Annotated in this window: 15 protein-coding genes and 1 riboswitch; of the genes, 7 read left to right on the top strand and 8 right to left on the bottom strand. The window is 39.0% G+C overall.

Annotated elements, in window-relative coordinates; genetic code table 11:
- Window positions 1-6: 6 nt before the first annotated feature.
- The 4 genes from J1N10_RS02755 to J1N10_RS02770 form a co-directional block, all read right to left on the bottom strand.
- Window positions 7-936, bottom strand: a complete 930-nt coding sequence (locus tag J1N10_RS02755; RefSeq protein WP_262325149.1) for a Ppx/GppA phosphatase family protein — start codon at window positions 934-936, stop codon at window positions 7-9.
- A gap of 96 nt (window positions 937-1,032) precedes the next feature.
- Window positions 1,033-2,382 carry an ABC transporter permease gene (locus J1N10_RS02760; RefSeq protein ID WP_262325150.1) on the bottom strand — a complete coding sequence of 450 codons (1,350 nt, stop codon included), beginning with the start codon at window positions 2,380-2,382 and terminating at the stop codon, window positions 1,033-1,035.
- A gap of 6 nt (window positions 2,383-2,388) precedes the next feature.
- Window positions 2,389-3,324, bottom strand: a complete 936-nt coding sequence (locus J1N10_RS02765) for an ABC transporter ATP-binding protein (RefSeq protein ID WP_262325151.1) — start codon at window positions 3,322-3,324, stop codon at window positions 2,389-2,391.
- A 73-nt stretch (window positions 3,325-3,397) separates the two neighbouring features.
- Window positions 3,398-3,838: a hypothetical protein gene (locus tag J1N10_RS02770; RefSeq protein WP_262325152.1), complete on the bottom strand. Its 441-nt coding sequence runs from the start codon at window positions 3,836-3,838 to the stop codon at window positions 3,398-3,400.
- A 116-nt stretch (window positions 3,839-3,954) separates the two neighbouring features.
- Here J1N10_RS02770 and J1N10_RS02775 point away from each other — a divergent pair, with 116 nt between their 5' ends.
- The 4 genes from J1N10_RS02775 to J1N10_RS02790 are packed head-to-tail and all read left to right on the top strand — an operon-like array spanning window position 3,955 to window position 6,762.
- Window positions 3,955-4,590: a hypothetical protein gene (locus tag J1N10_RS02775; protein ID WP_262325153.1), complete on the top strand. Its 636-nt coding sequence runs from the start codon at window positions 3,955-3,957 to the stop codon at window positions 4,588-4,590.
- Window positions 4,587-4,883 (top strand): winged helix-turn-helix domain-containing protein, encoded by a 297-nt coding sequence (locus J1N10_RS02780; RefSeq protein WP_262325154.1) that lies wholly within the window; start codon window positions 4,587-4,589, stop codon window positions 4,881-4,883. Before J1N10_RS02775 ends, J1N10_RS02780 begins: the two co-directional genes overlap by 4 nt.
- A gap of 55 nt (window positions 4,884-4,938) precedes the next feature.
- Window positions 4,939-6,267 (top strand): cell envelope integrity protein CreD, encoded by a 1,329-nt coding sequence (creD, locus tag J1N10_RS02785; protein ID WP_262325155.1) that lies wholly within the window; start codon window positions 4,939-4,941, stop codon window positions 6,265-6,267.
- Window positions 6,268-6,288: 21 nt separating this feature from the next.
- A complete protein-coding gene (locus J1N10_RS02790) occupies window positions 6,289-6,762 on the top strand; it encodes a hypothetical protein (RefSeq protein WP_262325156.1) in 474 nt (157 codons plus the stop codon).
- Window positions 6,763-6,840: 78 nt separating this feature from the next.
- Here J1N10_RS02790 and J1N10_RS02795 read toward each other — a convergent pair whose 3' ends face one another.
- A complete protein-coding gene (locus tag J1N10_RS02795; RefSeq protein WP_262325157.1) occupies window positions 6,841-7,740 on the bottom strand; it encodes a CHAD domain-containing protein in 900 nt (299 codons plus the stop codon).
- Window positions 7,741-7,876: 136 nt separating this feature from the next.
- Between J1N10_RS02795 and J1N10_RS02800 the strand changes: the two genes are divergently transcribed.
- From J1N10_RS02800 to J1N10_RS02810, 3 genes are all read left to right on the top strand, one after another.
- The gene (locus J1N10_RS02800; RefSeq protein ID WP_262325158.1) at window positions 7,877-8,923 is read left to right on the top strand and encodes a hypothetical protein; all 1,047 of its coding nucleotides are present in this window, start codon (window positions 7,877-7,879) and stop codon (window positions 8,921-8,923) included.
- 12 nt (window positions 8,924-8,935) lie between these two features.
- Window positions 8,936-9,769, top strand: coding sequence for an NAD(P)H-binding protein (locus tag J1N10_RS02805; protein ID WP_262325159.1), 834 nt, complete (start codon window positions 8,936-8,938; stop codon window positions 9,767-9,769).
- A gap of 76 nt (window positions 9,770-9,845) precedes the next feature.
- Window positions 9,846-9,943: riboswitch (SAM riboswitch) on the top strand.
- Between the two features lie 138 nt (window positions 9,944-10,081).
- The gene (locus J1N10_RS02810; RefSeq protein ID WP_262325160.1) at window positions 10,082-11,455 is read left to right on the top strand and encodes an aspartate kinase; all 1,374 of its coding nucleotides are present in this window, start codon (window positions 10,082-10,084) and stop codon (window positions 11,453-11,455) included.
- Between the two features lie 126 nt (window positions 11,456-11,581).
- Here J1N10_RS02810 and J1N10_RS02815 read toward each other — a convergent pair whose 3' ends face one another.
- The 3 genes from J1N10_RS02815 to J1N10_RS02825 all read right to left on the bottom strand — a co-directional run bounded on the left by J1N10_RS02815 (window position 11,582) and on the right by J1N10_RS02825 (window position 14,048).
- Window positions 11,582-12,772: an ammonium transporter gene (locus J1N10_RS02815; protein ID WP_262325161.1), complete on the bottom strand. Its 1,191-nt coding sequence runs from the start codon at window positions 12,770-12,772 to the stop codon at window positions 11,582-11,584.
- 35 nt (window positions 12,773-12,807) lie between these two features.
- Window positions 12,808-13,152, bottom strand: coding sequence for a P-II family nitrogen regulator (locus J1N10_RS02820; protein WP_262325162.1), 345 nt, complete (start codon window positions 13,150-13,152; stop codon window positions 12,808-12,810).
- 203 nt (window positions 13,153-13,355) lie between these two features.
- Window positions 13,356-14,048 carry a TorF family putative porin gene (locus J1N10_RS02825; RefSeq protein ID WP_262325163.1) on the bottom strand — a complete coding sequence of 231 codons (693 nt, stop codon included), beginning with the start codon at window positions 14,046-14,048 and terminating at the stop codon, window positions 13,356-13,358.
- Window positions 14,049-14,559 lie beyond the last annotated feature (511 nt).

Raw genomic sequence — 14,559 nt, forward strand, 5'->3', positions numbered from 1 at the left:
TCTGAGTTATAGTTGGTTGTTGATAATTTGCAGAATGGTACCTTCTTTCAGCGCGAAGGCACATTGCCATATGTCTTTAATGTTGAATTCTTTAACGATGAAGTTAATAAAAATACTCGCTAATACAATCATTTCCACCCGGTGTAAATCCATGCGCTTCATTTGTTTTCGTTCACTGGCGGTTGATTTCAGAAAAAGTTCATGCATTTCTTGTGCATATTCAAGTGGGATATGATAGCTCATAATTTTTTGCATGTCCAGATGCGGATGATGTTGAACTGCAATCATCGATGAAATGGTATCAAAAGAGCCTGATGAACCTATCAATGTTTGAGTCGGGTATTTTTCAAGCGCTTCATAAAGCAGTTTCAATTCTTTCTTGATGAATGTTTCAACAGCTTCAATTTCAGATTGCGTAATAGGGTCGGATGGTTGGAAGCGATCGAGTAAGCGGGCGATACCCAGGTCAAAACTATGTTTCCACAATACACCATCTTTATTGGCGATGATAAATTCATTGGAACCACCACCAATATCCAGTATCATCACGCGTTCTTCACCAATGGGAATCACTTGCTTGACACCATCAAATATCAGTTCAGCTTCTTTTTGCCCATCAATAACATTAATGGTCAACCCTAATTCATTTTTCACACGTTGAACAAAATCTTGTCCATTTTTGGCACTTCGGATGGCAGCTGTAGCCATGCATACAATTTTATCAACATTGTATTGCTCAATGGTTTTCAGGTGTGTTTGAAGTGCAGTGATACCACGCTCCATGGCTTCAGGAAGTATTTTGTTATCGTTGATGCCACCTTTACCCAGTTTGGCAGGGTATTTAGTTTCGAGCAATATGGTGTAACTCTTCTCTGTTTGTTCTGCAATTAACAGGTTAAAAGTGTTAGTGCCTAAATCTATAATAGCTATTCTCATAAATCGTCTTTAAAATCGAAGGACTAAATTACATAAATAAAAAGAGGTTGCTTCAAAGCTAATGAAACAACCTCTTCTTTTATGCTGTAGAGGGCTCTATTTGCCTGAGTAACGGAACCATTTCCAAAGTTCTTTGTAGGATACTTTTTTACCGTACATCAGGATACCTGTGCGATAAATGCGACCGGCAAACCAAGTGGTGAATACAAACGTTCCGATTAAGATAAACATCGAAAGCGCAATTTGCCACATTGGTGGTTGGAATGGAATACGCGCCATCATGACAACAGGCGATGTGAACGGAATCATCGAAAACCAGAAGGCTAAATCTCCTGTTGGATTGCGGAATGCAGCCATGGCCACGTAAATGGATAAAATAAGCGGCATCATCACGGGCATCACAAATTGCTGACTATCTGCTTCGTTATCTAACGCTGCTCCCAGTGCTGCAAACAAACTGGCATATAATAAATAACCGCCTAAGAAATAGAAAACGAATAATACCAGACTGCCAATCAAATCAAGCGATAATACCTTATCTAAGATATTGGTAAAGCCTTCAGCAAACTCTGACATTTCTGCGCTATCCATTTGCTGACCGTTCATGGAGCTAACCATTTCAATCTGGTTCGTGTCTCCAACTGTAGAAGCACCTCCTGTGAAGATGCTGTGCATCACACCAACAATAGATACAGTTAAGATGACCCAAAGTAAAAATTGCGTTAAGGCCACTAATGCAATACCAATGATTTTACCCATCATAAGTTGGAAGGGCTTAACGGATGATACAATCACTTCTACAATGCGGTTTACTTTTTCTTCCATCACCCCGCGCATTACTTGCATGCCGTAAACCAAAACAAACATGTAAATCATCATGGCAAAAATGATGGCAGCGATCATCACTAATTCGGTAGAACTTTCTTTTTCAGAGCCATCTTCACCCAGCTTAATGGTTTTTACCTTAACGCGAACCGCATTGATATCTTTGATAATACCATCCAGTCCTTCAATTTCATAACTGGCCAGCTTTTCATTTTCAAGATGTTTTTCCAGGCTTCGTGCGATGTGTTCTTTCACATCAATGGTGATTTGTGTTTCAGAGTAGATCTTAACAGCATCAGGATGTTCCAATAAATCATCTTCTATAATCAGATAAGCATCGAAGCCTTGGTTTTGATAATCCTGAGCAATGTTCTCTGAGGCCTGCTGGTCGAGCCAGCTAAATTTTAAATACTCTGTGCTATTAATTCGTTCGTTGTATTTTCCTGTTTCGTCAATAACGGCAATACTTTTTTCGTCGGTATCTTCCATTGAAGCAAACCAGCCTGGTAACACCATCATGGCAGCAAACAGGATTGGACCAATGATGGTCATCACGATAAAGCTTTTTTTCTTAACTCGTGTGGTATATTCACGTTGTATAATCAGTGAAATCTTACTCATGGCGGATTATTTTTCGGGTTTTGACAGGTTACTTTGCTCGACAACTTTGATAAAGATGTCATTCATGGTTGGCAGTACTTCATGCAAACCAATTATTTGAACATCGTTAATGATGTTGCCAATCAATTGGTTGACAGTAGCATCATTCAGCATTTTGACAAAAGCCGTCTGGTGTCCGTTGACAGCTTGAATATCTTCCACTGAAAAGTCATTCGAAAGCTTGTCTTTGATAAGCTTGTCGTCTCCTGAAAAATCCAGTTTTATCAGGTTGTCTTTATAGCTTTGTCTGATTTCGTCAATCTGCCCGGTTAAAATGGTTTTCGATTTATTGATGAGCGTAATGTGGTCGCACAATTCTTCAACCGAGCCCATGTTATGAGTCGAAAACAAAATAGTTGCGCCGTTCTCCTTCAGCTTTAAAATTTCTTGCTTTAACAAGTTGGCATTAATCGGGTCGAAGCCACTGAATGGTTCATCAAAAATAAGCAGCTTGGGTTCGTGCAAAACAGTAACAACAAATTGTATTTTTTGCTGCATCCCTTTTGATAGTTCTTCTACCTTTTTATCCCACCAGGGTTGGATTTCAAACTTTTCGAACCAGAATTTAAGTTTTTGTATAGCATCGTGACGCGACAAGCCTTTCATACGTGCCAGATAAACAGCTTGTTCGCCCACCTTCATCTTTTTGTACAAACCGCGTTCTTCAGGTAAGTAACCAATGCGATGGACATCTTCTGATTTTAACGGGTGCCCGTTGAAAATTATTTCGCCTGAATCAGGGCCGGTAATCTGATTGATAATACGGATTAGTGTGGTTTTGCCAGCACCATTTGGCCCAAGCAGGCCATAAATGCTGTTTTCGGGTACTTGTAAGTTGACCTCATTTAGTGCAAGATGGTTGGCATACTTTTTTACCACTTGCTTTGCTTCCAGAAACATCATAGGTTAGTAGTTGTAATTTATTGAGCAGTGAAGATAAGGTTTTTAAACTTACAATAAAATACAACGGTGTTCATTAAAACCAGGATGTTCCCAGTTGCTCTCTGAATGGCCAGGGGATTGAAGCTATTACAATAATGAATGCGATCAGGTTATTCCAAAATATTCGTTTGTGCGTTTTGTAATTGCTGTATGACTTAGATTTAGAGGCATTATGAATGATTAGGGCTGTAGCCAATAGCATCATTAACGGATGCTCAAGTGTAAAGAAACGTAATAGCGTACTTTTAAACATCTCCGGATCGAATAAAACTTTACTGCTAATTGTGTACAATACTGCGCCAATCATGAGTTGAGCCAGAAAGAATCCTGCATTTAACTTAACTAGCACATGGTGGCTTCCAGCATATTTCCTTTGACGAATCCATCCATAAAAACTTTGGAGGATAACACATAGTAAAAGAATAAGTGTCAAATATCTGATGCCACTATGGGCATGTAATAATCCGTTATACATTGGCATTGTGTTTAAGAATATTAACACAGATTAGAAATAAAATGTTCCTTGGGGATAAAAAATAATTTTGAGATTCGATAAATAATCTTTTACTTTGAAATGCAAAGTACTATGACATGAAAGATAAAACAGATACATTACAAGACATAAAAGTCATCAGGCAGATGATGGAACAATCATCTAAGTTTCTTTCATTAAGTGGATTGTCTGGTGTTGCGGCAGGGGTTATTGCATTAATCGGTGTCGCTTTTGCCTATTTCGTTATTCTTAATCAAGGTACAAATATCTATGACGAATACATGCAGGGTTTAAAGTCGACCAATACCTTGCAAGTGAGAATGGGGATGTTGGGCACCGCTGTTGTTGTGTTTATTTCTGCAGTTACCTCGGCGTGGTACTTAAGCTGGAGGAAAGCCAAACGTTCAAATGCTAAATTCTGGACTCCGGCTGCACGTTTAGTAGCAGGAAATCTTATTCTCATACTGACAATTGGTGGAGTTTTTAGTTTAATATTAGTTTATCACGAGAATATAAGGCTTGTAGCGTCTGTCATGTTAATTTTCTATGGCTTGGCCTTATTAATGGCATCGCGATACACGCAGCGTGACATTAAATTTCTCGCATATACAGAGATAGGCTTAGGTTTACTGGCCGGAATATTTCTTAATTATGGGCTGATTTTTTGGTCATTGGGCTTTGGGGTATTTCATATTGTGTATGGAATAAGTATGTATATAAAGTACGATAAATGAAAGCCATTATAGAAGGACTCAATAAGAATTTTGAAAACCGGGTACGCCTGGGTATTATGTCGGCTTTAATGGTTAATGAGCGATTGGAATTCAATGCCCTGAAAGAACTATTAGGTGTTACCGATGGCAATCTGGCCAGTCATTTAAAAGCACTGGAGAAGCATGAACTAATTAATGTCAGTAAGCAGTTTGTGGGGCGTAAGCCGAATACTACTTACGGTGCAACTGACTTTGGTAGAGAAAGTTTTAAAAAGCACCTGGCGGCTTTAGAAGAACTATTGGGAGGGATTTAAATTTTTTTTATTTATAAACTTTGAAATACAAAGTACTTTTAAAAAATGACAAATTATGGAATTAATTACAAAACAAAAAAATGAAGAAAACTGGTATCAGACATTAACATTTAAAGTAGTGATGATTGGCATATTGGTTTTGCTTTTGCTAATTCCATTAGGAATGGTAAAGTCGGTTATTCGGGAGCGTCAGGCGACAGAGGCTGAGGTTGAACGTGAGCTTTTTGAGAAATGGGGTGGTGAGCAGGTAGTGACCGGCCCCGTTTTGCATGTGCCTACTTTCTACTATGTAAAAGAAGATGACGAACTGAAGAAGCATAAGCGATGGTTGCACGTTATGCCCGAGGATTTGATGATTAATGGAGCTGTTGAGCCGGAGGTTCGTTACCGGGGGATTTACAAAAAAGTGCTTTACAATTCTGATTTTGTGATAAGTGGTGAGTTTAAGAAGCTGGATGAGATAGAGGTGGTTGCCGATGAAATAGATTGGAATAATGCATATGTTACAGTAGGTATCAGCGATAACCGTGGAATAAAAGGCGAGCTCCTGTTTGACTGGAATGGCAATGAGGCTGAACCAGAAGCAGGTATGGTGATTCAGGATTTAAATAGTTCTGGTGTGTCAATAAAAGTTGCTATTGCTGAAGAACAGTTAAGTGAAAAATTACCGTTTGAAGCCACATTCAGACTGAGTGGTGCGAAAGGATTGTGGTTTAATCCGGTTGGAAAAACAACAAAGGTGCAAATCAATTCTTCATGGAATAATCCGAGTTTTGTTGGCGATTTTTCTCCGATTGATCCAATAGTTAACGAGGAAGGTTTTGAAGCTAATTGGACCGTCACACACCTTAATCGCAATTTTCCACAATACTGGCTGGGACGCGGTTACCAAATTGATACGCATCAGTTGGGTGTGAACCTCTATGATCCTGTAAATCATTATCAAAAATCTTTACGTTCGGCAAAATATGGAATTCTTATTATCAGTCTTACATTATTGGTATTTCTTTTTATTGAATTGGTTAAGAAAAAGGAAGTGCAAATTATTCAATATCTGTTGGTGGGGCTGGCTTTGGTTTTGTTTTTTTCAATCCTCACGGCATTAAGCGAACACATTGGCTTTACCTGGGCATACCTGGTGGCCTCATTGGCAATTATTGCCATGGTAACATCTTATTCATATGGTATGATAAAAGACCGCCAACAAGCCTTCTGGATTTTCATAATGCTCAGTATACTTTATGCTTTCTTGTTTGTGTTGCTTCAACTTAATGACTTTGCATTTTTAGCAGGAAATATCGGCCTATTATTGGCTCTTGGTGCAATAATGAAAGCTTCGTTGAAGATTAAAACCAGTCAATCAAAGATTAAGACATCAGTATAGTAATGCAAATGTGTTATTGTTATGTATGAGATGATTGCAGTATTGGTTGTAGTGTTGATAATCATTGCTATTCCACTATATTTTCTAATAAAATGGATGATGGTTCGCATGAAAGTGGAACGGTCAACGGGTTATACTATTTTAGCTGGTGTTTCGGCAGCTGTTTTAAGTCCTGTGATTCTTGGCGGGATAATCGTGGCCATTATAGTGTCAATTTCCTATTATCCTGATAATACTTTTAGTCGTCAGAAGTGGATGGAGAATAAAGAGGAGCGATACAAATTATCAAGCGACATTATTGATAGTGAAATACTGATTGGTAAAACAGAAAAAGAAGTTGTTCAACTTTTGGGCGACGATTATTACCAGATAAAAGGGAATGAAATTTATTATGATCTTGGCTTTGTGCCCGGCCTGTTTAGTGTTGGTCCTGATGTACTGGAGATCGTTTTTGAAAAAGGGCAAGTAGTGCGTGTTGAACAGCGAGGAACTTAACTATACACACCTAATACTCATCGCTCAACTAATTTGGTTGAGCTTATAATAGTTGAGCGATGAATAGTTAGGTAAGTTTTACTCTCTGCTAATGAGCCAATATGAAGTGATGCGCTTAACAAAGCATTTGGCATCTTCGGTGAAAAGCTTGCCCAGCAACGGCCATAGTTCTCGATGGATATGCTCGCGTTCGCTTCTGAATGAATCGATAAGGCTGTTTTTGTTTTCTCTCGAAATAACATCCTCTGATAGGCTATCAATTAGCGTAACGGATTCTGCAATATTATGGTCGTCGCCCAATAAGTCAGAAGCTTCCTTAAGTGAGGTTGAGTAGTTTTTGAAGAACTCAGGCCAAACCTCCTGAATGAGAATCATCTGGTTCAATAAATATTTCACGCGCTTGCGCAGTTCATGAAGCGGATGATCATCGAGTTTTAGTTGTGATTCAGAAATTTTATTCAAACATTGGCTATAGGTATTAGTGGTGCCTTGGCGTATAGTGTGTGGTCCCAGATAATCAAAAGAGAATTCATTTAGCTCACTTGTCGAAATATCCATTTGTTCCCTGATTGTTTCCAGGGTTTGATTATCAACTAGTCGTTTTAATTCTGCTTCTTTTTTGCTATTCAGGTGGTTGATGAGATTGATAAAGTTCTCCTCAGGAATGCGTAATTCTTCCGCTTCAAAGTTTTCTGCTAAATACGTGATGATAACATGGTAGTCGCGCAGTTGCGAGAGTTGACGTCCTAAATCCCTGAAACGCATGTTTTCGCTTTGATACAATTCTTCACCAATATCCCACCTGACTAAACGAAGTATGGCGCGAATGCGTTTTATCGCTTTTCTTATTTCGTGAACAGAAGTATCTATGTCGTTGGGGATGGTTGTATGGTATCTGATAAACGCATATTGCTCTTTAAGAACCCTGGTTATCCCTTCTTGTAATTCTTCCTGGTTATCAATCGCAAATCTGTACATAAGCATGTGTTTTGATACTTCAAACTACGTATTAAATATTTGAAGATCAAGCCGATTTTTATGCCCTGCTATTTTTTCATAAATTATGCCATGTAATTGACCGGCAAGAATGTTGGTATTGATAATAGATTAGTGGATGATGAGTAAAAAATGGATGATAATGTTTCTGTTTAGTTTCCTGTTTTCGGGCAATAATTTGTCGGCACAGGAGGTAGGAGACTCGTTGTATCCATCGTTTTTTGCAGATGATGAGTTGTTAAAAATCAGTTTGTATTTTGATATTACCACACATATTCGAAAAAAGAGTGAAGCGTATTGTGATGGCCAGGTTGTTATCTATGACTCACCAGCCGATTCAACTGTTTTTGATGTCAGGTGCAGAGCCCGCGGTAATAATCGCAAAGACATCTGTTTCTTTCCTCCTGTGATGTTGAATTTTAAGCCCGACAGCTTATTTACCACCGAAGGGTATCTGGCTAAATTGAAACTGGTTACTCATTGTGTTAATTCGAAAATGTATGAAGAATACATGCTCAAAGAATATTTGATATACAAGCTTTGGGAATTGGTAAGTCCTTATGCACTTCGTACCCGATTGCTTGAAATTAATTATTATGACATTGGCGAGCGAGACAAGAGCTATCATTGTAAAGGGTTCTTTATTGAACCGTTGTATATGATGACACAAAGGACAAAAACTGTTGAAATTGAAGGAGAGTATTTTCACGATGCTGTTATTAATGCTTTGGATGCCGACAGGGTGGCTTTCTTCAGTTATATGATAGGTAATACCGATTGGCGGATAAAGAGTAGTCATAATGTGAAATTTATTAAGCCGGCCGATGAAAGCAGAGAGGAGATAACCGCTATTCCATACGATTTCGACCATGCTGGTTTGGTGAATGCTTCGTATGCTAATCCTTCTGAGTGGTCGTCTGCCAAGACGGTGACAGAACGCGATTATACCGGTCGTTGTCGCGATTACGATGATAATTACTATTTGCTTATAGAGGAGTTTATGGCCATCGAAGAAGATGTTTATGAAACAATCATGAACTTTGAGCACCTTGATATTAGGAAAAGAAAAGCAATCTATAGATATATTGTTGCATTTTATAAGGAACTTAAAAAGCCGGAAGCCTTTATTCGGAATATCCGTAACTCCTGTATGGACAGGTACTAAACAAATTATATTGTGACAGGTTTTGATAATATGGGTAAAGCAATAAGTGTTTTAGGTTGTGGCTGGCTGGGATTTCCACTGGCAGAGTATTTAATAGATAATGGTTGGAGTGTTAAGGGATCAACAACATCGGTGGAGAAATTAGCTAAGCTGGACGCTGCTGGGATTAAGCCATTTTTGTTAGATATATCTAAGTCCGAAACGCTGGATGCTCACTTTTTTAACTCAGATTTTTTAGTGGTTAATATTCCTCCTTCAAGCTTATTTCGTGATGTAGAAACCTATTGGCCCCTGATAAAGACCATCGAAGAAAGTGAATTGACAAAAGTTATTTTTATCAGTTCAACATCAGTATATCCTTCCCACAACCAGATTGCTTATGAAGACGATACAGAAATAATTAAAGACGGGGAAAATGCTCTTCTGGATATTGAACGTGCTTTTCAATCGGCTGACTTCGATACAACGGTCATTCGTTTTGGGGGGCTTGTTGGAGGAGTGCGTTATCCGGGACGATTCTTTGCTGCCGGTAAAGAGCTGCCGGGCGCTAACCAGCCCGTTAATTTAATTCATTTGGATGATTGCATTCAAATAATTGAGCGAGTGTTAGATAAGGATTATTTAGGTCAGGTGTTTAATGGTGTGGCCGATTCACATCCTTCTCGTATGGAGTTTTATTCGCTTGCAGCTACTTTAAATGGACAACAACTGCTAAATTTTAATAACGAAAATGAAGCCTATAAAATCATCTCCAATAAAAAAACAAAACGTCTTTTAGATATTTCGTTCAAGCACCCAGATTTATTGGAAATGCTCAAGGATGATTCGCTTTGGAATCGCACATGAATTTTTACATTCACTTGGTAGTTATTCTACAAACCACTATGTTTGCAGCATTCTGTACAACTCGTGCAGATGTTTGAGTTTATTAAGAAGAGGGGAGAGACAGGCTCTGCGAACCTCTGGCAACCACCAATTGGCAGGTGCCAAAACCTGATTCCTGCGGGAAGATGATGAATTTAAACAATTAATTATGAAGCAAGATTATTACTTTCGAATGCCCGGCCGGGCATAATTTCTTTACCACAATATTTCTGATTTTCAGTCAGCGCGTTTTACAATTTATTAACGGCAGTATGCCATTATATTACATCATTAATGAAAAAAGTAGTTGCCAAATTCGGAGGCTCTAACCTAAAAAGGAAAGAAGATATTCAAAAGCTGGTTCGCGTTATTAAAACCTATAACCGCCCAATGGTTATTGTTGTTTCAGCTTTTTATGGAATCACCAATCACCTGATTCAGTCGATGGAAGATGTTAAACAAGATCATTCAAATATCGAAAAGCTGGTTGAGTTTTTACGACAACTTAAAAAAGAAGCGATTCTTGAGAATTTTGACGACAAAGAGTGGCAGGATAAAACTTTAAATGCGGTTCAGTCGCGTATTAAAGAGTTGAGTCGTTATTTGACAGGGATTCATTATATAGGTGATGTGCCCGAATTTGTGGAAGATGTGATTTTGAGCTATGGTGAACGTTTAAGTTCATTGGTCCTAACATCTATACTTCAGAGCAATGGCATTGATGCTGAAGAGGCTTTGCCAGAAAGTATGCCATTGGTTACCGATGGTGAATTTGGGAATGCCACGGTTGATTTTGATGTGTCAACTGAAAATGTGCAAAAACGCCTGTCGGCAAACAAAGTATATGTGGTTCCTGGTTTTTATGGTGTTTCGGAGCAGGGAAAAGTCACCCTTTTAGGACGCGGTGGAAGCGACTATTCGGCAGCAGCATTGGCACGCTGTCTTGATGCAGAGTCGTTGGATGTGTGGAAAGATGTAGACGGGTTTATGAGTGCCGATCCAAAATTAGTTAAAGTACCTCAGCGTATAACCCATCTGTCATATACCGAAGCGGCTGAATTATCTTATTTTGGAGCCAGTATTTTACACCCGAGAACAGTAGAGCCATTAAAAGAAGTTGGAATACCTATTCATATCGGAAATATTGATGCTTTTGATGGTAGTGTAGCACCACGAACCATTATTCATGGTGAGGAAACTGTAAGTGAGTGCATTGTTAAAAGTGTGACTTACAGTGATGATTTCTGTATTTTAAAGCTGAAAGGAGCTGGTGTTGGACTTAAAAAAGGAGTGCTGGCCAAAGTAACAGTGGCACTTGATAAAGCTGGTATAAATATTAAATCAGTTATCACTTCACAAATAGCCATTAACCTGCTATTATCGGCCAGGGATATCAAGCGGGCCTATAGTATTGTTGAAAGTCTCGATTTATCAACCGTGACAGAGTTAATTGCATCGGAGCAGATATCTACGATTGCAGTGGTTGGTGAAGGTTTGCTGGATCGTCCGGGTGTGGCAGGGCGCTTATTTATGGCGTTGGCTAAAAAACAAATAAATGTTCAAATGATTGTTTCGGGTGCATCGGTCGTTGCCAGTTATTTTATGGTGGCACGCGATGATAGAGATATGGCTATTGAAGCCATTCACGAAGAATTTTTTAGTTGCTAAAAAAAGATGGCCTGTACACCGTTCGTACAGGCCATTGCTTTCAATATAAAATAAAACAACGCAACATTTTCTTGTTGATTGTATCAGTCGGTGGAATGGTCCATCACCTTGTGATACTGTTTTTTATTAATAGTTATAAGAACTTTGTCCATGCTCATGGATATCCAATCCTTCGCGCTCTTCTTGTTCCGAAACACGTAAGCCCATCGTAGCTTTCAATACGTTGAATAGGAGTAAGCCTAATCCAAATGCCCAGGCACCAATTGCAATAACTCCCAGTGCTTGTGTTCCCAGCAATGAAAAGCCACCGCCGTAAAACACACCGCCTTCAGTAGCAAAGAACCCAACCAATAAGGTACCGACAGCTCCACAAACACCGTGAACTGAGATGGCACCAACCGGGTCATCTACTTTTAATTTTTGGTCGATAAATTCAATGGAGAATACGACAACCAAACCAGCAATGGCTCCAATGGCAACTGCTCCGGCAGGAGATACAATATCACAACCTGCAGTAATTCCTACTAATCCAGCTAAAGCGCCGTTTAAGGTCATAGATAAATCAGGTTTTCCGTAACGGAACCAGGTAACAAACATGGTAACCATTGCTCCGGCAGCAGCTGCCAGGTTGGTGGTGATAACGATTAATGCAACCGCGTAGGCATTGTCTCCACTTATTGCCAACTGAGACCCTGGGTTAAAGCCGAACCAGCCTAGCCATAAGATAAATACACCCAAAGCACCTAATACCATATTATGCCCAGGGATGGCATTGGTTGTTCCGTTGTATTTGCCAATACGTGGCCCAATGGTCCAGGCGCCTGCTAAGGCAGCCCATCCGCCAACTGAGTGTACAACTGTTGAGCCGGCAAAATCGTGGAAGCCTAACTCGCTTAACCAGCCACCGCCCCATACCCAGTGGCCTGAGATTGGATAAATTACCACAGTGATTATTAGCGAGAATAAAAGATAGGTGCTGAATTTTGTACGTTCAGCCATAGCTCCTGATACTATTGTTGCTGCTGTTGCGGCAAATACAGTTTGGAAAAATAAATTGTGTAAATCAGTACCGTCGCTGTAAAAGAAGTCGAAAGCACCAAAGAAAGCGCCATCACCACCATACATTATACTGTATCCAATAATCCAGAACATTAAAGAACCAACAGAAAAGTCCATGAAGTTCTTCATAATAATGTTACCAACGTTTTTCGCTCTGGTAAAACCAGCTTCTACCATCGCAAAACCAGCTTGCATAAAAAAGACTAAAATTCCGGCCAGTAAGACCCATAATATATCTAAAGCACTATTTGCGTCCATAATTCTAAATTTTGTAAGGTTTTGATTTAGTTCAATTATTTCTCATAAAGGGTTTCTGGTCCCGATTCACCTGTGCGGATGCGATAAGTATCAACTACATCAGATACAAAGATTCGTCCATCGCCTATTTCACCTGTTTTGGCAGCATTAATGATGGCTTCAACTGTTTTGTCCATGTTTTCATCGCGAACAATGATGGACAGAATTCTTCTTTCAATAATGCTTGTGTCGTAAAGCGTTCCTCTGTATAAGTGACCTTCGCGGGCAACGCCTGTTCCTCTTACATCCCAGTATGAGAAAAATGTAATGTCTTGCTCTTCTAATGCTTTTTTTACAGCTTCAAATCGAGATAATCGAATAATGGCTTCAATTTTCTTCATTTTGTTTGTTGTTAGTCGTTAATATTTTCTTTGAAAAGACTTCGAACAACCGAATTGTACAGGTTATTTGTTAAGCCTTGTTAGTTCATTGCAAAAGAAAAATAAGAGCAACCTTGATGGCGATAAAGGTTTAAGTCAATTAGGACAATAATTGAAAAGTGTGGCTGCTCTTATTTTCTATCATAGATTGGTTTGAGTTGTTGTTAAAATGAAATCCCCACTACAATGTCGTATAGCTCGCTGTTTGGATTGACGAATACCATACCGAACATTGGTATCGAGAAGGATTCAGTTATTTTAATTTCTTTTTCGGTGCTGATACCAACATTGACTACCTGGAAGTCACCTTTGTCGCCGCTTACAACGTGCCATCCGTCGCCACCTCCAACAAAGAAGTTGAAATCCTTAAAGGCATAACCTGCCTCAAAGTATAACACACCGTTTTCTTCGCCGGCCCCGGCTCTGGAATCATTTAAAGCGACATTACCAGCCAAACTGAAATTTCCAATTTCGTAACCAAGGTTTAGTTCAATGGCGTGGCTCGAAACTTCATCGTCCAATTCAAACCAACTGCTTCCGGGATAGTAATAATCAGTTACACCAAGGCTTAAGCCAAAATCGAAAGAATAGGAGGCATAGATGTCAGCTTCCTGAAAAGCGTCAGCTCCAGCCGACGAACTTGAAAAGGCATAGCTTCCCCAAGCGCCAATGGCAAATCCTCCTTTGGAGTATTCAATGGTTGGTTGGAAAGCTGGTGAGTTACCATAGTCAACACCCCTGAAGACATAACGTGAAACAATATCGGCTGAAACACCAAAGCCTCCTTTGTTTTCGTCTTGCGCTTTTGTGGTTGTTAGAGCAAGACCTAGTCCCAAAATCAAAAAAATCTTTTTCATCGAATAACGGTTAATAGTTAATATTTGCTTTTACTATCTCGTTGATTGGGGGTGTCGGCCTAAAAAAATGCTTTTTCTCAAATGGTACCCTCTGTTTTTATAGGTTGACAATGCAAACATATAAAAATAATTTATTCACCCCCTAATAAAATGGGGTTAAAAATTAAAATAATAGCAAAAACAATAAAATACCCCTCAATTGAAAGGGGTGGGGTGGTAAAAAATAGCTAATTGAAAGTTTTGACCCTCGCTTTTGTATAGCTAGGCGTAATAAAATGTGATCATTATTTATGGTTATTCTATATAATAAAATAGAAGAGTAATCTATTCAAGTGCTAAAAGTCAAATAATCAATAAAGTGTGAATGAATAATTGAGTTTGTTAAAAAACGAACACTTCAAAAACCTGTCAAAAATCATAAAAAAGACCAGCTTTTCTCATGATAAATTGGTAGATACGAACTAAAATTCTATTTTTGCTTTCGAATTATAATATATAAGTAATATAAACT

It is taken from the genome of Carboxylicivirga litoralis (genome assembly GCF_025499605.1).
GTDB lineage: Bacteria > Bacteroidota > Bacteroidia > Bacteroidales > Marinilabiliaceae > Carboxylicivirga > Carboxylicivirga litoralis.